Origin of the sequence: Oerskovia merdavium (assembly GCF_014836755.1) — a bacterium.
GTDB classification, from domain to species: Bacteria; Actinomycetota; Actinomycetes; order Actinomycetales; family Cellulomonadaceae; genus Oerskovia; species Oerskovia merdavium.
On record NZ_JACSQF010000001.1, the window covers coordinates 383954 to 405334 of the forward strand.

Consider the following 21381-nt stretch of genomic DNA (forward strand, 5'->3'; position numbering starts at 1 on the left):
TGGGAGGGCGCCGACCGAAAGAGGTAGGACATGACACGCTTCATCGTGGTCGGGGCAGGGATCATCGGGCTCGCGACAGCGGCCCGGCTCGCGGCCCGCGGGGACGAGGTGACGGTCCTCGAGAAAGAGGCGGACGTCGCCGAGCACCAGACCGGCCGCAACTCCGGAGTGATCCACTCGGGTCTGTACTACCCACCCGGCAGCCTCAAGGCGACGCTCGGTACCGCGGGGGCGCGGTCCATGACGGAGTTCGCCGAGGAGCACGGGATCGCGGTCGAGACGTGCGGCAAGCTGGTCGTCGCCGTCGAGGAGGACGAGGTCGCACGGCTCGCGGTGCTGGCTGAGCGTGGACGGGCGAACGGCGTGCCCGTGCGTGAGATCTCCGCGGCCGAGGCACGCGAGTACGAGCCCCACGTGGTCTGTCGTGCGGCGCTGCACGTCGAGAGCACCGGCATCGTCGACTATCGCGGCGTGTGCCGAGCGCTGGCGGACCAGGTGCGCGCCGGCGGCGGCGAGATCCTGTTCGGACGGGCCTTCCGCGGCGCCCGGACCGAGGGCGACCGCGTTCGGGCATGGGTGGATGTCCTCGACGGAGGGCAGCGCGAGGAGATCGTCGCCGATGCCCTGGTCGTCTGCGGCGGCCTGCACGCGGACCGGCTCGCTCGGGCATGCGGTCTCGAGCCCGAGGCGCGCATCGTCCCGTTCCGCGGTGAGTACTTCGAGCTGGCACCCCAGGCGGCCGAGCTCGTGAACGGACTCATCTACCCTGTGCCGGATCCCCGCTTCCCGTTCCTCGGTGTGCACCTGACCAAGATGGTGGGGGGCGGAGTCCACGCCGGGCCGAACGCGGTTCTCGCCCTGGCACGCGAGGGCTACAGGTGGCGTGACGTGTCGCCCGCGGACGTCGCAGACGCCCTGACCTGGCCCGGCCTGTGGCGTCTCGGGGCACGCAACTGGGTTCCAGGTGCCCGTGAGGTGGCACGTTCGATGTCACGCTCTCTCTTCGCATCGTCGCTCGCCCGCCTCGTCCCCGAGATCGGTCGCGACGACCTCACTCCCTCGCCCGCCGGCGTCCGTGCCCAAGCACTTCGACGTGACGGCGGGCTCGTCGACGACTTCCTGATCCAGACGGTCCCCCGGCAGGTCCACGTGCTCAACGCTCCGTCCCCTGCGGCCACGGCCTCGCTCGAGATCGCCAAGCACATCGAGCGCGAGCTCGATGCGGGTATCGCGGCATGAACGCGCAGAGCCGCACCTCACGGCGAGTGCTTCCGCTCCCGGCAGACGTCCAGGATCTCTGGCTCCGACTGCAGACCCGCGTCGTCGAGGCGGTGCGGTGGCGGGTCGGCTACTACACCGAGCTCATGCTTCCGCCGTTCCCGGCCGGCGGCATCGCCGGACCGGTCGCCACGCTGCGCCAGCACGTGGTGTCCGACTGCGAGGGACGCATCGAGCTCGAAGGATCCGCCGGCATCCTGTTCTGGAACCCGTTGCTCGAACCAATGACCACGACGGCGGAGTACGCGCGCTGGCTCGCGGTGCGCAACCGGATGTTCAAGGAGAGCAGGGGGCCGTACTCGATCGCGATCGCGACGACGGACGACGACCAGTACGTCGGCGAGCTGACGATCTTCCCCCTGCGAGACGTCCCGCAGACGGTCGAGCTGGCCATCGCGCTTCGTCCCGCGTTCCGCGGGAAGGCGTTCGGCCGGGAACCGGTCGAACTCGTCCTGACCTGGCTCCGAGAGACCCAGCAGGTCCACCGCGTCGTCTCGCGCCACAACGTGCTCAACAGACCGGCCTGCTTCATGAGCACCTCGCTCGGTCTCGAGAAGGAAGGCGTCATGCGCAGCGCCTACCACGCGACCCCCGACGACGACGTCCGGTGGCAGGACGCCTGCCACCACGGGCTGGTCCTCGACATACCGTCTCCGTAGGCACCGGGAAGCCTGCGGGCGCTCAGCCGCGATCGAGGAGCAGGAGCCAGTCGCCGTCCCCCGCGGCGTTGGCGCCGGGGGTCGTCATGTCCGCCGTCAGGGCGAACTCCACGAGTGCACCCGACGTCGGGTCGAACCACCGCGCACGGGTCACCTCCGGGACGAGCGAGAGGTCCAGGGAGAGCCTGCGCGCGGTGGGGACGTAGACGACGGCGAGGTCTCCCGCCGCGCTACGGGCCGACGTCGCCCGGTCGGACTCGAGAACGTCGGCGAACCCGCCGTCCTGCGTCCCTCGGGTGGTCGCCTCGCCGCCGCCCTCGACCAGGAGCGCGTCGTCAGCGTCGGGGACGAGGTCCCACCACCGGATCGACGAGAACTGCGCGTGGATCAGCTGGAGCTGCTCGACGGCGGGAGTGTCCGTCACCGACTCCCAGTCGTCGCTGAACTGCCACACCGAGCGGTGACCGTACGCGGCGCCGGTCCCACCCGACGTGTAGGTCCAGAGCATCTGACGGCGGAGCGTCTCGTCCGTCGTCGGCGGGCCGCCCTCGTTGTTCTCGGACTCGAAGTTCGCCTCGATGAGCATGACCGGCGCGATGCCGCGCTCGTAGGCGGTCAGGACCGGGCCGTAGGAAGGTCGGTAGGTGTAGGCGGCCTCGAGCTGGTAGACACCACGCCAGGCAGGGTTGTCGTAGGACGTCGAGTCGGTGTTGTAGTACTGGACCGTCACCAGGTGCCGGTCGCCACCCGCCCGAAGCCCGTCGACGAAGGCGAGCATCTCGGCGTCATACCGTTCCCAGTCCTCCGGGCGGTAGTCGACCCCCATGAGCCACACGATCCCCGGGGTGGCCGCGTAGCGCTCCCCGATCGCCCGGCCCATCGCGCTCGCCTGGTCCGCACCCCATGCGTGCCCCTGCTGCTCGGCCGCGACGCCGACCCCCGAGGCCGCGAGGAAGACCGTGATCCCGTTCTCCCGTGCCACGGCAAGACGACGGTCCAGCTCTGCCCAGTACTCCTCGACGAACGTGACGCCGTCGTCCTCGAACGGGCGCAGCCCGTCCACCGTGGCCATGGACTCACCATCGAGGCCGATCCAGGGCACCGGAGTCATGAGCACCGCGTTGAAGCCCTGGGCGTGCCGACGGGCCATGTGCGCGGCGAACTCGTCGCCGTCGAGACTCTGCATCGCTGCCCAGATGGTCTCTGCGTGGACCAGGAGGGGATCGCCCCGCTGGTCGACCAGGTGCTGCCCGTCGGCTCCCGCGACGACCGGCAGGCCCTCCGTGGACCAGGTGCCCGTCGGCGCCGACGGCGGAGCGCTCTCGGAGCGTGCCGGTGCCGACGACTGCGGTCCGGCGGTGCTCGGTCCCGTGGTGAGGCTCGGCTCGCGCTCCTGGGGCCCGCTGGTGCACGCTCCGAGCAGCAAGGCGAGGAGGAGCGCACCGACCGCTCGCGTGCGCATCGTCATCGTCTCACCGCCGCACGGGCGCGCTCGAGCGTCCGGGCGATCCGCAGGGCAGCCCGGCCCGCGGCGTTCGCCCCGTACACGATCTTGCCCACGGGCAGTCGGCCAGGGTAGAGCGCGGAAGCTTGCGGATAGGTCTGCGGGTTGGCGCTGGAGTCGAACTGAAGACCGCTCTGCTCCATGTGCCGGATCTCGGAGAGCCGCCCCAGGTTGCCGACGCCGAACCTTGAGAACCGCTCGTCGTAGGCGTCGCGCATCCCGAACCAGCGGTCGCCCGCGCGGAGATCGATGGTCGCGAACAGGGTGACGTCCCCCGCGCGCAGTTCACCGACGAAGAGCTCGTCGGCGTCCCGCAGACTGTCCGTCACCTCGACGAGCCACCGTGCGCCGTCCGGACGCGTCGCCACTCCTTCTCCTCCCCGCGCGACGTCGCCCTTCCATCCCCGCTGCTCGAGCGCGATGAAGTCGACGATCGCCTGCGGGTCGTCCGAACGGTCGGACCAGGTGACGGGGCCGAGCTCCCGGGCCAGGCCGGACAGCGACCGGTTGAGCGACTTGCGACGACTGCCCGACAGGTGCCCGAGCATCGTGGCGTCGATCGCCACCGGCCGGCCCGACGCCGGCCGGTCGTTCGTCCCTGAGCCCGTGGAACCGTGCGCGGGCAGGACCGCCCCCCGTTCGCCCCGGTGCCGGACCAGCACGTTCGAGCCCCCGACGGCACCGACGAGGCCGTCCCACGCCGGACCGTCGAGCCGCTGCTGCTCGACGATGACGACGACGGGCGCCCCGTACGCCCCCCGGCCGACCTCAGCGAGGATCCCTCGCGACGCCTCGAGATGCCGCCCTCGCCGCAGCAGCGGCGTCTGGAGGTCCACCACGGTGGAGCCGAGCGGAGGTCCTGTGCTGCGCACCACCGCCCCCGTCCGCGAGCGCCTCTGGACGTAAGGGAGGACACCACACAGTCTGTCGTCGTCCCCGACGAGGACGACCCAGGGGTCGACGTCGGGACGCAGCCGACGGTGCGTGGTACGCAGAAAGTCGACGTCGAAGTAGGGGTTCGGTTCGACGGCGTCGGACGACAGCCCTCGCCACGCGTCCGCGTCCTGCGTACCGACGTCCGACAGCCGGACAGTCTTCGCCCTCACGAACCGCTCCTCGCGCCGGAGCGGCGGTACTGCTCGACGTAGTCTCCCGCGACCCGCTTCCAGCTGTAGCCTGCCGCCCGGACCCTGCCCGCGTCTCCCAGTCGGTGGGCCAGCACGGGATCGTCCACCACCGCGGTGATCGCGGCGGAGAGGCGCACCGTGTCCTCCGGGTCTACCAGCAGGCCGTCGACCCCTGTCGTCACGAACTCCGGGGGCCCACCGTGCGTCGTCGCGATGACAGGGAGCCCTGCACGCCACCCCTCGAGGATCGCGATGCCGAACGCCTCCGCACGGCTGGCGACCACGAGCAGCTCCGCGCGGGACATGCACTCGACGACCTGGGGCCGTTCGAGCGCACCGGTGAACAGTGTCCGGTCGTCGATGCCCAGGTCGCCCACCAGCCTCTCCAGCCCGCGACGAGCCGGGCCGTCCCCTGCGATGACGAGTCCCACGTCGTCGGGGAGCGACGCCGCGGCGAAGGCCTCCACCAGAAGATCCATGCCCTTGTTGTCGACGAGCCGACCGATACCCAGGACGTAGCGCCCCGGAAGCCCCGCAGGCGCAGCCCCCGCAGGCTCGTGCAGGTCGATGCCGTTGGGGATCACGACAACGTCAGCCGGATCGACGCCGTACGACGTCAGGTCGTGGGCGGCGTACCTGGAACAGGCGGTCACCGCCGCGGCTCTGCGCAGAGACCGCCGGAGTGCAGCAGGGAGCAGCCTGGACGACTGGAAGACCCCGTCGGCATCACCGAAGGTCTCGCCGTGAGTGGTGACGACGAACGGGGTCCGGTACATGCTCGCCACAGCCGATGCCCAGACACCGTTGGGGCCGAAGCAGTGCACGTGGAGCATTCGCGGCGAATCCGCGCGCATCGCCCGACGCCACTCGGCGAGTGCCTGCGGGGCTCTCCGGGCGAAGGACAGGACGGCGCGCGGGGAACGAGCGGGCAGCGGGCACGGCAGGTAGCGCACGACGATCCCGTCGACCTCGGAGGGAGCCCCCACGTCGCTCTGGTCGACGGCCCAGATCGCGACGGAGACCCCTTGCGCTCGCAGCTCCCGCGCGACGTTGAGCACGTGCTCCTCGACACCGCCGAAGCGAGGGAGGAACGAGCTCGTCACCAGCACGACGTCGGTCATCGGTCAGGTCTCCACCTCGTCGTCCCGTGTCTCGTTCGGCTGCCGATCGCCAAGCCACCCCAGGCCAGGAGCATACGTCGTCGGTCTGCGGCTGTGACCTCGACGGGCAAGATTCACCCGTGCCACCCGACCCCGATGAGAGAGAATCGTGACCATGGCGTTGCACCGTCGAGCGCCCTGTGTCAAGAACCTCGAGGAGCACCGTGCCGACACGGCTGACCATAGCCACTCTCGCTTCTGCTGCCCCGATGGGGGCACAGGTCTACGAGGAGGAGATCGCGCGGCGAGCGCCGCAGGTGGCCCCCGAGCTCGACGTCCGCCGGACCGTCGTGCGGAGCCTCCGGTCCGATCTGCCCGGGACTGATCGGCTGCCGGCGTGGGTCCTCGGCGCCGCTCCCTCCTCGGTGCGACGCGCGGCCGGGAGGCTCGTCTATCCGCGGAGCGGGCTCGTCCATCGGATGGGTCTCTCGCTCCCGCCCGCCCCAGGGCCAGAGGTCGTCACCATCCACGACACGGTCGCCTGGCGATTCCCGGACGAAGGTACCCCCGAGCCGCACGCGGCCGTCGAGGCCCGACGCGCCGCCGCCGTCGTGTCCGTCTCTCGGTTCTCCGCCGACGACGTGGCCGAGCGCCTCGGGCTCGAGCACGTCGACGTCGTCCACAACGGCGTCGACGACGCGTTCTTCCACGCCGAGCCCCTGTCGAAGGACGACCTGGCGCGCCTCGGAGTCGAGCGCCCCTATGTGCTGCACGCGGGAGGCTCCTCGCAGCGCAAGAACCTCGACGGTCTCGCTGCGGCCTGGCGCCTCGTGGAACGCGCGGTCCCCGACGCCCTGCTCGTGCTCTCCGGCCCGCCGTCGACGCGACGCGACGCGCTGTTCGGCCCCTCGCGGACGGCGACGCGCGTCGGAAGGGTGCCCTCACGGCTCGTTCCGGGCCTGGTCGCCGGTGCGCGCGCCGTCGTGGTGCCGTCGCTGTACGAGGGCTTCGGGCTGCCCGCGATCGAGGCCATGGCCTGCGGGGTCCCGGTCGTCGCCGCCGACCGGTCGTCGTTGCCGGAGGTCTGCGGGGACGCCGCACTGCTCGTCGAGCCCGACGCCGACGGGATCGCCGAAGCACTGATCGCGGTGCTCCGGGGCGAGGTGCCGCTCTCGGACATGATCGAGCGTGGTCGCGCCCGAGCGCGCAGCTTCACGTGGGAGGCGAGCGCGACCAAGCACGCCGAGATCTGGCGGCGCGTGCTGGCCGCCGCCTGACTCGGGAGCGCAATTCACCCCGTCCGCGGTGCTACGAACCCCGTCACTTGGCTATCGTTCCCTGTGTGTCCTCCTCCACTCCTGCGGTGCGTGTCGCCGGCCTCGGCAAGACCTATCGCATCGGTCTCTCGGGCGACCGTCCGACGACCGCCGTCGAAGCAGCGCTTCGCTGGGCACGCAATCCGGTCCGCCGCGGGTCGCACGAGCTGTTCGACGCGCTCGACGATCTGACGTTCGACATCCCGTGGGGCGAGGCGACCGGCATCATCGGACGCAACGGCGCCGGGAAGTCGACACTGCTCAAGGTCCTGACCAGGATCACTGCCCCGACACGCGGCCGGATCGAGCTCAACGGACGCATCGGGTCGCTCCTCGAGGTCGGGACGGGCTTCCACCCGGAGCTGACCGGCCGCGAGAACATCTACCTCAACGGCGCTCTGCTCGGGATGACGCGTGGAGAGATCCGGCGACACTTCGACGAGATCGTCGACTTCTCGGGAGTCGCGCAGTTCCTCGACACGCCCGTCAAGCGGTACTCCTCCGGGATGTACGTCCGCCTCGCCTTCTCCGTCGCGGCACACCTCGAGACGGAGATCCTGGCGATCGACGAGGTCCTGGCCGTGGGAGACGCCGAGTTCCAGGCGAAGTCGCTCGCGAAGATGCGCGACGTCGCGAAGGACGGACGAACCGTCCTGTTCGTGAGCCACCAGGTGCAGACGGTCACCGCACTGTGCACGTCGGCGATCTATCTCGACAAAGGACGCCTGGCGTACGAGGGAGACGTCGCGGGCGCGCTCGACCTGTACCGGCGCAGCTTCGAGAAGTTCGCCCTCGAACAACGGGACGCCGGCACCCGGCCTGGATCGGGAGAGCTCCGGGCGATCGACGTGGAGATCGGCGAAGACCAGCTCGAGCCCGACGGGGAGAAGACGATCCTCGTCCGGGTCGGTGCCAACCCGAAGCTCATCGGGAGCTACTTCGTGTCCTGCCACATCAACGACGTCAACGGCAGCGTCCTCGTGCAGTGCGACTCGCGCGTGGTCGGCGGGTGGTACGACGCCGCGACGGAACACACCATCCGGCTGACCGTCCGGACGCCCTGGCTCAAGCCCGGCCGCTACACCGTGGACGTCTTCGTCTGCAAGACCGGTGTCCTCGACGCCTGGGAGGGCGCAGCCGGCTTCGAGGTGCTCCCGCACAACCCGTACCCCGAGCTGGCCGGCGACGAAGCGCTGACCAAGGGGCTCGTCCTCGCCGACTTCGACTACAAGGAGGACTGACCGTGGTTCAGACCGTCATCACGCCGCCCGGCCGGTTCGCCGCGCCGAACCTGCGGGAGATGTGGAACGCCCGGGAGGTCCTCTATCGGTTCGGCATGCGAGACATCGTCCTGCGCTACCGCCAGACCGCCGTCGGCGTCGTGTGGGTCCTGCTGCAGCCGCTCGTCTCGGCGGGCATCTTCTCGATCGTCTTCGGCCAGGTCGCGGGGCTGTCGAGCGACGGCAAGCCCTACTTCATCTTCAGCTTCGTCGGGATGCTCGCCTGGAACCTGTTCTCCCAGGTGCTCAACCGTTCGGCCGGCTCCATGGTCGGTAGCCAGGCGCTGATCTCCAAGGTGTACTTCCCGCGGATCCTCGTCCCCCTGTCGGGGATCCTCTCCGTCTTCGTCGACTTCGTCATCGCGCTCGGGCTCTGCATCGTGCTGCTGTTCGTCTACGGCATCAATCCTGGATGGCCTGTGCTGCTCCTCCCCCTCTGGGCGGTCCTGATCGCGTTCCTGGGTGCGGGACTAGGGCTGGCGGCATCGGCGATCATGGTCCGATACCGTGACGTGGCCTACGTGCTGCCCTGGCTCGTCCAGACCCTCATGTTCGCATCGCCCGTCGCGTACTCGGTCAGCGACGTCCCGTCGAACCTCACCACGCTGTTCAACCTCAACCCGCTCGCATGGTTCCTCGACCTGTTCCGCTGGTCGCTGCTGGGCACCCCCGCACCCGAGCCGTGGAAGTTCGTCGGCGCCGTCGTCGTCTCGCTCCTGGTGCTCACGTGGGGCATGTTCGTGTTCCAGAAGTTCGAGCGCGAGTTCGCGGACGTGATCTGAGTGCGCCTCCACGCGTACGTGCTGGCTGCCGACCCGGCGTTCCTCGCCCAGAGCGTGCAGTCCTACTACGACGTGGTGGACCGGATCGTCGTGTCGTACGACGCGGAGGGTCTGTCGTGGACGGGTACCCCGATCCCCGTCGAGCAGTGCCTGGAGATACTGCGAGCCATCGACACCGAGGACAAGTGCGTGTTCGTCCCCGGGGCGTTCGCCCGCCTCGACCACGAACCCCTCGAGAACGACACGTACCAGCGCCAGACCGCGCTCGACCTCGCGTCCGAGGGCGCGGACTGGGTGCTCCAGCTCGACACCGACGAGGTGCTCCCGTCGTCGGCCCCGCTGGTGTCGGCCATCCGGTCGGCCGAGGCGTCGGGCCACGGTGGCGTCGACTACCCTGCGCGGTGGCTCTACGCCCGCGTCGGCCCTGGTACCTACCTCGAGGCCAGCACCCGATCAGGCCGCCCGGCCGCGAGCTTCCCCGGACCGCTCGCTGTCCGGTCAGGGACCACGCTCAGACACTGCCGGCAGGCAGACGTACCGCTCTTCCGCGTCGACCTGCGGCCGTGGAACACCGACCCTTTCCACCCGCGGACGGCCACGGTCCACGAGGTCGTGGGCCATGAGGACGCGGTGATCCACTACAGCTGGGTCCGCTCCGACGAGACCATGCGTCGCAAGTTCGGCTGGTCGGGACACACGGCCGTGTACTCGCGGCCCGACGTCTACGACGCCTGGGTCCGTCGTGCACGACACCCTCGACTCACCGCCCTCACGAGCCCCCTCCGCTCCCGAGACTGGTACCGCGTCACGCACGCTCCTGACCACCTGGAGGGCGAATGGTGAACCCCACGGTGTCGGTCGTCATCATCACCTACGCTCGCCCGCACTTCGTGGGTGAGTGCCTGCGCCACCTTGCCGCCCTGCGGACGGCGCCCCACGAGGTGCTCGTGGTCGACGCCTCCCCGGACCCTCGCACCCGCACCCTCGTGAGCGAGGACTTCCCGGACGTGCGTTACCTGCGCAACGACCTCGGACCGGGCACGATGCCCGAGTCACGGCAGATCGGGTTGGTGAACGCGACCGGTGACGTCGTCGCGTTCATCGACGACGACGCGTACGTCGACCCCGACTGGCTCGACGAGCTCGTGCGGCCCTATGCCGATCCGAGCGTCGGCGGTGTCGGTGGGCGCGCCTCGAACGGGATCGACGGCGAGGAGTCGCGAGGGCTCGACCTGATCGGTCGCTTCCTGCCGGACGGGCGGCTCACCGGGTACTTCGGGGCCGATCCGGGACGTTCGATCGACGTCGATCACCTCCTGGGCGCGAACATGTCGTTCCGTCGGTCCACGCTCCTCGCCCTGGGCGGCATTCGTGGCAACTATCCCGGCACCTGCCTGTGCGAGGAGTCGGACATCTCGCTGCGCGTTCGACAGTCGGGCCACCGCCTGGTGTTCATGCCGACAGCCGTGGTGCGGCACGTCGCAGCCCCGTACCAGACCGGTGGACAGCGGTTCGACCGGAGATACCTCTACTACGCCCGGCGCAACCACGTGGTGCTCCTTGCCCGCGTGTTCGGCTTCCGCGCCCCGGTGCTGCGACGATACGTCCTGACCGCTCTCCGAGAGCAGCGTGACTACCTGCGGACGACCTACCGGTTGGTCCGCGGGCGGCCCGACCACGAGGGGGTCGTCCCCTCGAGACGGCGCCGGCTGACCGCCCCGGTCGTGCTCACCCGCTCGCTCGCGGAGATCATCGGACTGGGCGCCGGGTTCCCCGCCGCGCTCGTCGCCCGACGGCGGGACCGCGCCGAGGGGGTGTCGACGCCGTGAGCCGAGGGGGTGCGGTTCTCGGACACACGCATCTCCTCACTCCGGGGGACCACTACTCCCCCCGGACCGGCAGTGCCGTGCCCACCGTGGTGCACGGCCTGTGCGGTGCGACACCCACCACCGCACCCCGCCCACGCGTCCTCGTCGCCCGTGGCACCTACTCCGAACGCTACGACAGTGCCGAGAGCGTCGAGTACCCCCTGCGCCCCGGCCGACGGACCGACCGGTACCTCGACCTCGCGCTCGCGCGTACCCTGGCCGTGCGCCCGGCAGCGCGCGCCACCCTGCGACCGGCGCTCACGGCGCAGTCGGACTGGGATCCCACGGTGTTCTTCGCCCACAACCTGCCGCAAGCCGTCCCCTTGATCGACGCCGACCGGCACGCGCCCGTCCTCTACGCTCACAACCAGCTGCTGCGCACGTACGACCGGCGCGAGGCCCGTCGCACGCTCGGCCCCGCCGCCGCGATCGTCGCGGTGAGCGACTATCTGGCCGAGGCGCTGGCCTCACACCTGCCTCCCGAGCTTCGTGACCGGGTCGTCGTGGTGCGCAACGGGGTCGACGCGGAGGCGTTCACGCCCCGGACGCGGACCGACGACGGTGTGCTGCGGGTCGTCTTCGTCGGGCGGACGATCCCCGAGAAGGGTCCCGACGTCCTCGTCGATGCGGTGGTACGGCTCGGGCGTCCCGACGTCCACCTCCTCGTCGTCGGGAGTGCGGGCTTCGACCCCGAGGCACCTCTCACCGACTTCGAGGCCCAGCTGAGACGTGCCGCCACCCCGGCCGGAGGACGAGTCGTCTTCCGTCGCTTCGTTGACCGCCCGGGGGTCGTCGACGTCCTGCGTGAGGCAGACGTCGCGGTCGTCCCGTCGCGATGGCCCGACCCCTGCCCGCTCACGGTGCTCGAAGGCATGGCCGCGGGCGCGGCCGTCGTCGGCTCCGAGATCGGCGGGATCCCCGAGACCGTCCGTGGCGCGGGCGTCCTGGTCGCACCGGGAAGCGTCGACGCCCTGGCGCAGGTGATCGAGGGACTCGCCGACTCGCCCGAGGAGCTCGCCCGCTGGAGCGATGCCGGTATCGACCGCGCACGCTCCCGGACGTGGTCGGCCGTCCGCCACGAGCTCGACGACCGCCTCGCACCGTTCGTCGGACAGCGACCGGCCGACAGGAGAACGAGATGAACGGCAGGATCGTCGACGTCTCGGCCCTGTCGTCGGACGACCTCGAGCGATGGCGCGCTCTCGCGGAAGACGTCGTAGAACCCAACGTCTTCTACGAGCCCGAGTTCGTCGTGCCGACGCACCAGCACTTCGGCGAGGGGCGTGGCATCCGGCTCGTCGTGGCCCTGTCGCCCGACGGGTCGTGGCAGGCCGCACTGCCGTTCGAGTCGGTCCCAGGAGACACGCGGTGGCCGTTCCCCCATGCGAGCAACGCGGGTCCGGGCCTCTACGAGTACACCTCGCTCGGCACCCCTCTCCTGCGAGGGGACCCGGCGGAGTCTGCGCGTGCGCTCCTGGACGCGTTGCTCGCGCACCGATCTGCTCTCGGCCGCGTCTTCACGTTCCACCTCGTCACGACGACCATGCCGGGGGGCCGCGCCCTCCTCGACGAGATCGCACGCAGGCGTTGCGCCGTGCACGTGTGGGGCACCTCGGAACGCGCCGCCGTGGTCGCGGCGGACCGCCGGCCGACGAGCTGGCAGGATCTCGTCTCGACCAAACGCGCCCGGGTGCTGCGGCGACGCCTGCGCCTGCTCCGGGACGCCCTGGGAGGTGACGAGCAGCACCCCCTCGCACTGGTCCGCTCGGCGCAAGACATCGACGCCTACCTCGCCTTCGAGATGGGCTCCTGGAAGGGCGGCGAGGACGGACCGGCTTTCGCACGGCGCGACGGAGGTGCGGAGTGGTGGCGCACCGTCTTCGAGGGCTTCAGCACCAGGGGCGACGGGCATCTCCTCGAGCTCACCGTCGATGGCGGGCAGACGGCCTACATGGGAACGTTCCTCAGCTCGGGCCGGAGCGTCTTCTGCATGTACGACGCATACGCCCCGGCCTTCGGCTCGTTCTCGCCCGGCTCGCTCGGGCGCTTGCTGGTCAACGAGCACTTCTCGGTCTCGGGGGCCTACGACCTCCTCGACACCTGCATGGACCCGTCCCGCTATCCCGACCAGACACAGCACTTTCCCGACCGCGTCAGCACCGTGTCGCTGACGGTCGCCCTCGGCCCGTGGCCTGTCCACGGTGCCCTCAGGCTGCGGACCACTGCCGGGCGAGCGGTGCATCGCCTCCGTGACCGGCTGGGCGAGGACTGAGGTCGCGGCGGGAGAACGTCAGGAGGTGAGCGACTCGACCAACCGTGCCAGCGAACCGATGGTCAGGAACGCGTCGCCGGTCACGAAGTCGTCGTCGATCGTGATCTCGAACCGATCCTCGAGCGAGGCGATGAGGTCCAGGACCGCGAGCGAGTCCAGCTCGGGCATAGCCCCGAAGAGCTCGGTCTCGGCGTCGAGGCTCGCAGCCCGGTCGGCGATGCCCAAGGTCGAGACGATCACCTCGACGACTCCGTCCAGGGTCGAACCCGTATCCGGATCTGTCATGACGTCTCCTTTGCTGGTGCATCTCCGACGAGGACCTCGACGGCCTCGGGGTGGCTGAGGAACGCTGTGGGGCTCGCCGTCAGGCCGTAGGCCCCGGCCTGGAAGACAACCACGAGGTCACCTTCCGTCGCAAGCGGGAGGTCCAGACGATCACCGAGCAGGTCGAGCGGGGTGCAGGACTTGCCCACGACGTTGGTCGGCTCCGTGGGTGCTTCGCCCATCCTGTTGCCGATCGCCAGGGGATAGTTCCTCCGGATCACCTGACCGAAGTTGCCTGACGCGGCGAGCTGGTGGTGCAGTCCGCCGTCCACGACCAGGAAGACCTGTCCGCGAGACTCCTTCCGATCGATCACGCGGGTCACGTAGACCCCCGCCTCGCCCACCAGGTAGCGGCCCAGCTCGATGACCGGCTGTGCCTCGGGCAGGGCCCGCCCCAGTCGGTCGACGGCAGCGGCGAGCCCCGCGCCGACCGCCTCGAGGTCGAGCGGCGAGTCCTTCTCGAAGTAGGGGATCCCGAAGCCGCCGCCCAGGTTGACGTAGCGGACGGGGTCGACGCAGTCGGCCGCGAGCTCGACCACGAGATCGACGGTCCGTCGCTGGGCGTCGGCGAGCACCTCGGCGCTGAGGTTCTGAGACCCGGCGAAGACGTGGAACCCGAGCAGGTCGACGTCGGCCTCCCCGAGCCACCGCAACAGGTCGGGCACCGCCTCTGCGTCGACACCGAACTGCTGCGCACCACCACCCATGCGCATGCCTGACCCCTTGACCACGAAGTCCGGGTTGACCCGCACAGCGACGCGAGGACGGATCCCCAGGGCGTTCCCGGTCTCGGCGACGCGCACCGCCTCACCTCGCGACTCGAGCTCGATCGTCGCGCCCGCGGCCACGGCCTGCGCGAGCTCCTGGCGAGACTTGCCCGGTCCCGCAAAGCTGACGCGTGAAGCGGGGACGGTCGTGTCGAGCGCCGTGCGCAGCTCGCGCCCTGACGCGACGTCGAAGCGGTCCACCACCTGCGCCAAGGCCTGGACGACCGGGACGAACGGGTTGGCTTTCACCGCATAGCTGAGCTGTACCGAGGGGGGAAGCGCGCCGCGAACCCGCGAGACACGCTCGAGGAGGCGCCCCCGGTCGTACGCGAAGTACGGGGTGGTCCCCACGCGCTGCGTCAGCCGCGCAAGGGGAACACCCCCGACGAGGAGCTCTCCGCCCTGAGTCCTGTAGGAGCCGATCACCTGTTCGTGGCCGTTCATGAAGCATGCACCTCTCGCAGCGTCGCGCGGTCGAACTTTCCGTTCGGGCCTCGTGGCACCTCGTCGACCACGACGACCTCCGACGGCACCATGTAGCGAGGAACTTCCCGGCGCACGGCCGTGAGGAGCCGCTCGACGTCGACGACCGATCCGTCGGGAGCCGTCACCACGAGCAGGATCGACTGGCCGAGATCGTCGTCGGGGACACCCAGGGCAACGGCGTCGCCGACCAACCGTGTCGCGTAGACCACCTCCTCGATCTCGGTGGGGCTCACGCGGTAGCCAGAGGTCTTGATCATCTCGTCCGCGCGTCCCACGAAGTAGAGGAACCCGTCGTCGTCGGTGCGCACCAGGTCGCCCGACCAGACGGCGATCTCGGGTGCTCCCCACCCGGCGCCGCTGCCCGGGACCGGCCTGAACCTCTCAGCGGTGCGCACGGGGTCGTTCCAGTAGCCCAGCGCGACCAGGGCACCACGATGGACGAGCTCACCGACCTCTCCCGGGCCGGTGCGGGAGCCGTCCGGCGCTACCACCAGAATCTCTGCGTTGGGGATGGCCCTGCCGATCGAGTCCGGGCGCCTGTCGACCTCGTCGGGTTCGAGATAGGTCGAACGGAACGCCTCGGTCAACCCGTACATGAGGAACGGCGCTGCCGACGGGAAGGCCGAGCGCAGCCGGTCCAGGACGGTTCGCGGCAGGCGCCCTCCTGTGTTCGCGAAGTAGCGAAGCGTCCGCCCTGCCTCTGCCCACTCCTGATCGGCGATCTGCCGCCACAGCGGAGGCACGCAGGTCAGTCCCGTGACCCCGTGCTGTGCACACAGCTTCACGACGTCCCGCGGGAGGAGGTAGTTCGTCAGGACGACGTGAGCCCCCGCTGCCAGGCCTGTCGTGAGCTGGCTGAGCCCCGCGTCGAAGCTGAAGGGGAGAACGGCCAGGAGGACGTCGTCCGGACCGTTGTGCAGGTAGGCGTTCACGCTGTCGGCCCCGGCCAACAGGTTGCGATGAGTGAGGGCGACCCCCTTGGGCCCACCCGTACTCCCCGAGGTGTAGAGGATCGCTCCGAGGTCGAGGTCGATCGACCGTACCGCCGTCGCGCTCTCGTCGTCCGGACCACAAGGGGCGGTCAAGACGTCCCACGGGACGATGTTCGCCCCCGATCCCTCCTCGTGCGTGGCGGCACCCACGAGCACGACATGACGCAGGGACGAGGCCTCCGCACGTGTCGCCGTCAGAGCCCTCCACCGGTCCGCGGAGGTCACGAGGATCGTCGCACCGCTGTCCCGGAGGATGTGCTCGACCTGGCGAACCTTGAGAACAGGGTTGATCGGTACGAAGGCAAGGCCCGCGGCCGAGGCACCGAGAATCGTCGTGACCAACTCGTGGCGCTTCTCCAGGAACACGGCCACGCGGGCACCCCGCTCGGCTCCGAGGCGAGCGAACCCGCGCGACACGTCCAGCGCTGCGCGGCGGAGCTCGCCGTAGGTCGACGTCGACTCGCGGTACGTGATCGCAGGCGCATCCGGGTCCCGCTCCGTCGCGAGCTCGACGAGGTCGAAGAGTGTCGTGAGCACGCGGTGCGCTCCCTTCCTGGGCTGCTCAGCCATTCGACTCGGGAGAGCCGACGGTGCGCTCGATGAACATCAGCTCGCTGTAGAGGTAGTCGATCGCTTCGTCGGGGAATCCCTCGCCGCGGTACATCCGGTCCAGCCTGATTCCTGCGGGCTTGGAGAACCTCGGGCGGAATCCCGCAACTCGTTCCTCGATCAGGGTGAAGAGTCGCCCGTAGCGGAACAGGAACCAGCTGAAGACCCGCGGACCCACGGTCCTGAAGACGTCCCGGTCGCTCACGTGCAGAATCGCGACGACCCCGCGCTGCCTCAGCGCAACCATGACCCGGCCGAGCGCCAGGTCCGGGTAGGCCCGGTACGCGACGTAGCACGGCTTGCCGTCGGCGACGACGACGAGATGCTCGAGCTTGTCGATCTCTCGATGATCGAGATACTGCTGGAGCACGGCCCCCGTGAGCAGGCTCTCGATCTCCGCGGGCCGGGTGACGACGCGGATCCTGCGTCGAAGCGACATCCGCGGCACGTTCGGGACACGCTGCCCGACCTGGCTCAGCGACTCGAACCCGATGCGTTCGTTGATCCGGACCACCTTGGGGCTCGGCGAGACGTCGGTGAACAGGTCGTGGTCCTGCGCCAGGAGCGCACGGAGCAGCCTGAGGCTCGCGATCCGGTGGTCCTCGTGGACCACCCACGTCGCCAGGTTGCAGACGCTCAGGTCTCGCCCATCCACCGACCGGGTGGAGTAGTAGGCGAGATAGACGCCGACGACGTGCCCCGCGCTTCGAAGCAGGAACCCGTGGTTCGGCGCAGCACTGGTCCAGGACGGAGCGATGGTCCTCTGCCAGTCCTCGGCGGTGAGGCCCTCATGGGTATTCTCCTGGAGGAACCGGGCGACCTCGGTGACGCTCTCCGCTCCGATCGGTTCGACGTCAGCACGAAACTGGCCACTCATCGGGCATCCCGTTCTGCCGACCCCGGCCGTCCACCGCGAACACCCGCGAGGACCAGTGCTGAGAACTCGTCCGTCCCCATTTCATGTGCGCCGTACCGTGCGAAGTTCGCCGTGAGGCTTCCACAGTCGATGACGTCCCACTCATCTCCCAGGGCGTCGACCAGCGTCGCCATCACCACTGCCCCCGCCCCGCTCTCGTGGTGGAACATGCTCACGATCCCGAAGGTCCGTCCGACCTCGATCCCCCAGATGCCGGCTACCAGCTCACCATCGCGGTACGCGGCGAGGTTCCGCACGTAGCCAGCATCTTCGACACGACTCCACGCTTCGACGACCGGAGCGACGATCCATGTGCGGGAACGGTCGGCGCACCCCGCGATCACGGGCGACAGCGGCGCGTCCATGTCCACGACGTACTCCCCTCGGCGCTGGTAGGTCCGCACCCGCTTCGGCACGTGAGCCGTGTCGACGTCGATGATCGCTCGCGGTGACACATAGCGGAAGACAGGCTCCGGCTGGGCGTCGCCGCCACGTCCCATGAGGACGAAGCCACGAACGTACTGTGCGACGACGTCCGAGGCAGTGACGGGTGCCAGCGGCGTGAGCTCCTCGGTCACATAGGCGACGGCCGCGCGTCGATCCCTCGTCGACTCCACTGCCCAGGCCGCGAGCCGGGGAGCCCCGAGCAGCTTGGTGAGAACACCGACCACCGCACGGCCGACATGCCCACCCAGTCCTCGTCCGATGTCACGGAGTCGCTGATGCTGCTCCCAGGACAGCGCCCTCACAGCTCGGCCTCACGCGTGGTGGACGGATGGAACGCCCCCACGTAGCGCCCCTTGGCGAGTCGGATCACGTTCCTCTTCACGTCGAAAGGGAAAAAGCGCCAGTTCGGGACGGTCCATCGGCGGACCACGACACCCACCGCACGTGCGCGCTGGGTGACGGAGGCCGGCGCAGTGGCGGCCTCGACGATCATCCGATGATTGAGGTACCACTGGGGAAAGGCGACCGGTCTGCGCCAACCGGGCGCATACGTCCGGACCTGGTCGAGCACGTCGCCGCCCTGAACCTTGTTGGTCTGCGCGTCGTGGCGTCGTGAGACGAAGAGCTGCTCGGGGACCTGGATCCACGGTGCACGCATCGCCATCTTGACGCCCAGGGCCACGTCGCCACCGTAGTAGCCGGGCAGCCCGCCCATCGCCCGGAGGACGTCCGTGCGGATCACCCCGCCGAAGCCGATCACCTGGTACACGTGCCGTGCCAGGAAGAGGTCGACGCGTGAGGACGGCGAGCCGTGCACGAAGTCCAGCCCCAGGTCGTCCATCTCGCCGACCGGGACGTCGTCGACGTCCACGAGGAGCACACGGGAGAACGCGATGCTCGCGTCACGGTGCTCGACGAGTGCGTCGCGGCACCTTCGCAGGTGGTCCGGTCGAACCACGTCGTCGGCACCGTTCCACATGAAGTAGGGGGCTCGGGCCTTCGCGAGCACCCGGTTCCAGTTCCAGGGGACTCCACGGTTCTCGGTGCTGCGCAGGACGACGAAACGTGGGTCGTCCTGCGCGAACTTCTCGGCGATCGTCAGAGTGCCGTCGGTCGAGCCGTTGTCGGACACGATGACCTCGATGTCAGCGAGGTCCTGCTCCTGCAACGCGACGAGAGTCCGCTCCAGGAAGCGTTCGCCGTTGTAGACGGGGACTCCCACGGAGACGGACGGCACAGCGTGCAGCCGGGGGGACTCGGGATCCACGGAGAGCTCCATCGGTCGCGGGCAGGTGGTCGACACTCACGAGCCTAGGGCAGCGACCTCCTCCGGACACCACCGTGACCGGGCGAAATACAGTCCGTCCCATGTCCTTCCCGGGCTCGCTCCGGCAGAATCGACAGGTGAACCGTCGTCGCCACCCTCACGTTGGAGAGAGAGTGATCGAACATCCTCCCGGCGCATCCGTGACACCGCGCGTGAGCGTGGTCGTCGCGACGGACCGAGGAGGTCCCTACCTCGCCGAGGCGCTCGAGTCCATCGATCGGCAGACCTTTCGCGAGGTGGAGACGATCCTGGTGGACGACGGCTCGAAGGCACCCGACGCACTCCGGGCCATCACGGACCAGTTCCCCGACGTGCGCGTGCTCCGCCAGCAGAACGCCGGAGTCTCGGTCGCACGCAACTACGGGGTCTCCGTGTCCAAGGGCGACCTCCTCGTCTTCCTCGACGACGACGACCGCTGGGAACCCGAACGCCTCGCGCGCCAGGTCACCGCCCTCGATGCCGATCCTGGAGCAGTGCTGTCGTACTGCGGGATGCGGACGATCGACGCGGACGGTCACGAGCTCCTCGCTGCCGACCAGCGCCAGGTCCGCGACGTCCACGAGGTGCTTCGTCGGACGACGGGGATCATCCTCCCGAACGTCATGATCCGCCGGGAGACGTTCCTGCGAATCGGTGGATTCCATCCATCGTTCCGTCGCGCCCAGGACCTCGACCTGGTCCTCAAGGCCGCGCTCGAGGGCGACTTCCTGTTCATCGACGAGACGCTCGTGGACTACCGGTTCCACGGAGCGAACAACACTCGGCGTCACCGGGAGCTGTGCCGCAGCATCGATCATGTCGTCCGGCTGCACCTGTGGAACGCTCGGGAGCGCGGACGCGACGACCTCGTCCCGGACTACGAGGCGAGCCTCGCGGCGAACGACCGGTTCGCAGCGTGGAGCTCGGCCCGGGCGGCCAGACGGCTCCTCGCCGAGCGCCGACCTGGTCCAGCTCTCGGCGAGCTCGCCTGGGCGGCCCGGTTCGCACCGGGCGCACCCGTGTCGTGGGTTCGTCAGAGGCTCGGGCGAGCCGGAAGTCGTTCGACGACAGACTGATGTGCTCGGCCCCCGTGCCGACCCTTGTTCCATCTCTCGAGAAGGTCATCCAGCTCGCGGAGCTGGGCCTCGGCACTCAGCGCGAACTGGCGCGTAGTCGACGAGACGGCCGCGCGGACGTCGTCGAGGTGCGCCACCACGTGCTCGATCCGTTCGACAAGGTCCTGCCCGTCGAGGCCCCGTGCCTCGACGACGAGGTCTGACACCCCAGCCTCCCTCATCAGGCTGCGGACCTTGACGCGGTCCGCCACCGCGATGACGCCCGTCCCGCGGAGGAACGCGGCGACGAGGTTGTGGTACCGGGAGCAGACGACGACGTCGACGTCGCAGAGACGTTCGACCGTGTCATGAAAGGCGGGCGAGCCCCAGACCTCGACGCGATGCAGTACCACCTCGTGACCGACCCGCCCTTCGACGACACGGACGAGCGCTTCGATCACCGGAGCGTCGGCCTTGTCTCCGCCGAACACCGCGACCGTGCTCGTCGGGAGCAAGTGCTCAACGACGTCCGCGAGCGCCTGCACATATGCCGTCCGAGCAAGCTCGTCGGCCCAGCCCTCGCCGAGCCACGGGAAGCGCATCACGCCGATCGCCACCCGCTTCGGCCCTGACTGGGTGCGAGAAGCCCTCGAGATCATGGGTGTGGCGAATACCAGGTCGCTGCTGACCCGGTCGTCGTCCTGCGCACCGTGCATGCCGACCAGGGCGTCCTTGCTCGCCGCGTCACGGAAGGACCGATACTCCGCGTAGCGCATCGAGCGGACCAGAAGGAACCGCTCGAGCGACCGACGCATCGACGTCCCACCGATAGAGAGCGTCGCGAAGTGATGGTGCCGGTGACTACTGACGAGTGCCAAGAGGAAGAAGCCCACCGCTCCCACCAACCCCCCGGCGGCCGCGGTGGACTCCGCCTCGAACACCCCCCCACCGGTGATCACCATGGCGTCGAACTGCCGGGTGATCGTCCAGTCGCGTCCGAGCTGACGGACCGACTGCCAGCGTCGATGGACCGCGCGGCCGACCCGAGTCCGACCACGCTCCTCGACCGGTTCACCGAGCGTCATGAGCGGCAGGTGATCGATCGAGGTCGACGGCGTCGTCTCGTCGGCATAGGACACGAGCACGACCTCGACGTCGTCGTGATGGCCGCGTACATGCTCCGCCACGACCCGTGCCGTCGCGTCGTTCCCGATGTTCCCGGTGCCGAAGCCTCCATAGAGCCCGACCTTCAGCGGTTCGTTCCCGCCGACCTTCGACCGTCGTGCCATCGCA

Annotated in this window: 20 protein-coding genes; 10 read left to right on the forward strand and 10 right to left on the reverse strand. The window is 69.5% G+C overall.

Annotation, left to right across the window (positions count from 1 at the left end; translation table 11 throughout):
* Positions 1-30: 30 nt before the first annotated feature.
* Positions 31-1239: an L-2-hydroxyglutarate oxidase gene (lhgO, locus tag H9641_RS01555; RefSeq protein WP_191800366.1), complete on the forward strand. Its 1209-nt coding sequence runs from the start codon at positions 31-33 to the stop codon at positions 1237-1239.
* Positions 1236-1937, forward strand: a complete 702-nt coding sequence (locus H9641_RS01560) for a GNAT family N-acetyltransferase (RefSeq protein ID WP_191800368.1) — start codon at positions 1236-1238, stop codon at positions 1935-1937. The genes lhgO and H9641_RS01560 overlap by 4 nt, the downstream gene beginning before the upstream one ends.
* Before the next feature lie 22 nt (positions 1938-1959).
* Here H9641_RS01560 and H9641_RS01565 read toward each other — a convergent pair whose 3' ends face one another.
* The 3 genes from H9641_RS01565 to H9641_RS01575 are packed head-to-tail and all read right to left on the reverse strand — an operon-like array spanning position 1960 to position 5689.
* Positions 1960-3399 carry an apiosidase-like domain-containing protein gene (locus H9641_RS01565; RefSeq protein ID WP_191800370.1) on the reverse strand — a complete coding sequence of 480 codons (1440 nt, stop codon included), beginning with the start codon at positions 3397-3399 and terminating at the stop codon, positions 1960-1962.
* 2 nt (positions 3400-3401) lie between these two features.
* The gene (locus tag H9641_RS20545) at positions 3402-4547 is read right to left on the reverse strand and encodes a GNAT family N-acetyltransferase (protein ID WP_191800372.1); all 1146 of its coding nucleotides are present in this window, start codon (positions 4545-4547) and stop codon (positions 3402-3404) included.
* Positions 4544-5689, reverse strand: coding sequence for a glycosyltransferase family 4 protein (locus tag H9641_RS01575; RefSeq protein ID WP_191800374.1), 1146 nt, complete (start codon positions 5687-5689; stop codon positions 4544-4546). The genes H9641_RS20545 and H9641_RS01575 overlap by 4 nt, the downstream gene beginning before the upstream one ends.
* 248 nt (positions 5690-5937) lie before the next feature.
* On the opposite strand from H9641_RS01575, the gene H9641_RS01580 reads away from it, so the two are divergent.
* From H9641_RS01580 to H9641_RS01610, 7 genes are all read left to right on the forward strand, one after another.
* Entirely contained in the window at positions 5938-6945 is a 1008-nt protein-coding gene (locus tag H9641_RS01580; protein ID WP_191800376.1) for a glycosyltransferase family 4 protein, read from the forward strand.
* A gap of 65 nt (positions 6946-7010) precedes the next feature.
* On the forward strand, positions 7011-8225 hold the full coding sequence (locus H9641_RS01585; protein WP_082608444.1) for an ABC transporter ATP-binding protein: 1215 nt from the start codon (positions 7011-7013) through the stop codon (positions 8223-8225).
* Positions 8226-8227: 2 nt separating this feature from the next.
* A complete protein-coding gene (locus H9641_RS01590; RefSeq protein WP_191800377.1) occupies positions 8228-9046 on the forward strand; it encodes an ABC transporter permease in 819 nt (272 codons plus the stop codon).
* Positions 9047-9889 carry a glycosyltransferase family protein gene (locus H9641_RS01595; RefSeq protein WP_191800379.1) on the forward strand — a complete coding sequence of 281 codons (843 nt, stop codon included), beginning with the start codon at positions 9047-9049 and terminating at the stop codon, positions 9887-9889. It begins immediately after the preceding gene.
* Positions 9883-10875, forward strand: a complete 993-nt coding sequence (locus H9641_RS01600; RefSeq protein WP_191800381.1) for a glycosyltransferase family 2 protein — start codon at positions 9883-9885, stop codon at positions 10873-10875. The genes H9641_RS01595 and H9641_RS01600 overlap by 7 nt, the downstream gene beginning before the upstream one ends.
* Before the next feature lie 77 nt (positions 10876-10952).
* Positions 10953-12056 (forward strand): glycosyltransferase family 4 protein, encoded by a 1104-nt coding sequence (locus H9641_RS01605; RefSeq protein ID WP_191800383.1) that lies wholly within the window; start codon positions 10953-10955, stop codon positions 12054-12056.
* Positions 12053-13186, forward strand: coding sequence for a GNAT family N-acetyltransferase (locus H9641_RS01610; protein WP_191800385.1), 1134 nt, complete (start codon positions 12053-12055; stop codon positions 13184-13186). Before H9641_RS01605 ends, H9641_RS01610 begins: the two co-directional genes overlap by 4 nt.
* 18 nt (positions 13187-13204) lie before the next feature.
* Here the strand turns inward: H9641_RS01610 and H9641_RS01615 are convergent, their stop codons facing one another.
* Genes H9641_RS01615 through H9641_RS01640 form a run of 6 tightly spaced genes read right to left on the reverse strand, consistent with a single transcriptional unit; the run spans position 13205 to position 18994 of the window.
* Entirely contained in the window at positions 13205-13471 is a 267-nt protein-coding gene (locus H9641_RS01615) for an acyl carrier protein (RefSeq protein WP_191800387.1), read from the reverse strand.
* Positions 13468-14721, reverse strand: a complete 1254-nt coding sequence (locus tag H9641_RS01620; protein ID WP_191800389.1) for a pyridoxal-dependent decarboxylase, exosortase A system-associated — start codon at positions 14719-14721, stop codon at positions 13468-13470. Before H9641_RS01620 ends, H9641_RS01615 begins: the two co-directional genes overlap by 4 nt.
* The gene (locus H9641_RS01625; RefSeq protein ID WP_318244314.1) at positions 14718-16292 is read right to left on the reverse strand and encodes an acyl-CoA ligase (AMP-forming), exosortase A system-associated; all 1575 of its coding nucleotides are present in this window, start codon (positions 16290-16292) and stop codon (positions 14718-14720) included. Before H9641_RS01625 ends, H9641_RS01620 begins: the two co-directional genes overlap by 4 nt.
* A 25-nt stretch (positions 16293-16317) precedes the next feature.
* Positions 16318-17241 (reverse strand): hypothetical protein, encoded by a 924-nt coding sequence (locus H9641_RS01630; protein ID WP_191800392.1) that lies wholly within the window; start codon positions 17239-17241, stop codon positions 16318-16320.
* Complete coding sequence (locus H9641_RS01635; protein ID WP_191800394.1) at positions 17238-18029, reverse strand: hypothetical protein; 792 nt, start codon at positions 18027-18029, stop codon at positions 17238-17240. The genes H9641_RS01630 and H9641_RS01635 overlap by 4 nt, the downstream gene beginning before the upstream one ends.
* Positions 18026-18994, reverse strand: coding sequence for a glycosyltransferase family 2 protein (locus H9641_RS01640; protein ID WP_191800396.1), 969 nt, complete (start codon positions 18992-18994; stop codon positions 18026-18028). The genes H9641_RS01635 and H9641_RS01640 overlap by 4 nt, the downstream gene beginning before the upstream one ends.
* Positions 18995-19167: 173 nt before the next feature.
* Here H9641_RS01640 and H9641_RS01645 point away from each other — a divergent pair, with 173 nt between their 5' ends.
* Positions 19168-20109, forward strand: a complete 942-nt coding sequence (locus H9641_RS01645; protein WP_191800397.1) for a glycosyltransferase family 2 protein — start codon at positions 19168-19170, stop codon at positions 20107-20109.
* Here the strand turns inward: H9641_RS01645 and H9641_RS01650 are convergent.
* Positions 20067-21377, reverse strand: coding sequence for a polysaccharide pyruvyl transferase family protein (locus H9641_RS01650; RefSeq protein WP_191800399.1), 1311 nt, complete (start codon positions 21375-21377; stop codon positions 20067-20069). The genes H9641_RS01645 and H9641_RS01650 overlap by 43 nt on opposite strands.
* Positions 21378-21381 lie beyond the last annotated feature (4 nt).

Excerpts from the sequence above, each read along its gene's own strand:
- H9641_RS01575 (WP_191800374.1), bottom strand. The coding sequence starts at position 5,689 with ATGACCGACGTCGTGCTGGTGACGAGCTCGTTCCTCCCTCGCTTCGGC.
- lhgO (WP_191800366.1), top strand. The coding sequence starts at position 31 with ATGACACGCTTCATCGTGGTCGGGGCAGGGATCATCGGGCTCGCGACA.
- H9641_RS01620 (WP_191800389.1), bottom strand. The coding sequence starts at position 14,721 with ATGAACGGCCACGAACAGGTGATCGGCTCCTACAGGACTCAGGGCGGA.
- H9641_RS01580 (WP_191800376.1), top strand. The coding sequence starts at position 5,938 with ATGGGGGCACAGGTCTACGAGGAGGAGATCGCGCGGCGAGCGCCGCAG.
- H9641_RS01560 (WP_191800368.1), top strand. The coding sequence starts at position 1,236 with ATGAACGCGCAGAGCCGCACCTCACGGCGAGTGCTTCCGCTCCCGGCA.
- H9641_RS01600 (WP_191800381.1), top strand. The coding sequence starts at position 9,883 with ATGGTGAACCCCACGGTGTCGGTCGTCATCATCACCTACGCTCGCCCG.
- H9641_RS01650 (WP_191800399.1), bottom strand. The coding sequence starts at position 21,377 with ATGGCACGACGGTCGAAGGTCGGCGGGAACGAACCGCTGAAGGTCGGG.
- H9641_RS01610 (WP_191800385.1), top strand. The coding sequence starts at position 12,053 with ATGAACGGCAGGATCGTCGACGTCTCGGCCCTGTCGTCGGACGACCTC.
- H9641_RS01565 (WP_191800370.1), bottom strand. The coding sequence starts at position 3,399 with ATGCGCACGCGAGCGGTCGGTGCGCTCCTCCTCGCCTTGCTGCTCGGA.
- H9641_RS01630 (WP_191800392.1), bottom strand. The coding sequence starts at position 17,241 with ATGAGTGGCCAGTTTCGTGCTGACGTCGAACCGATCGGAGCGGAGAGC.
- H9641_RS01615 (WP_191800387.1), bottom strand. The coding sequence starts at position 13,471 with ATGACAGATCCGGATACGGGTTCGACCCTGGACGGAGTCGTCGAGGTG.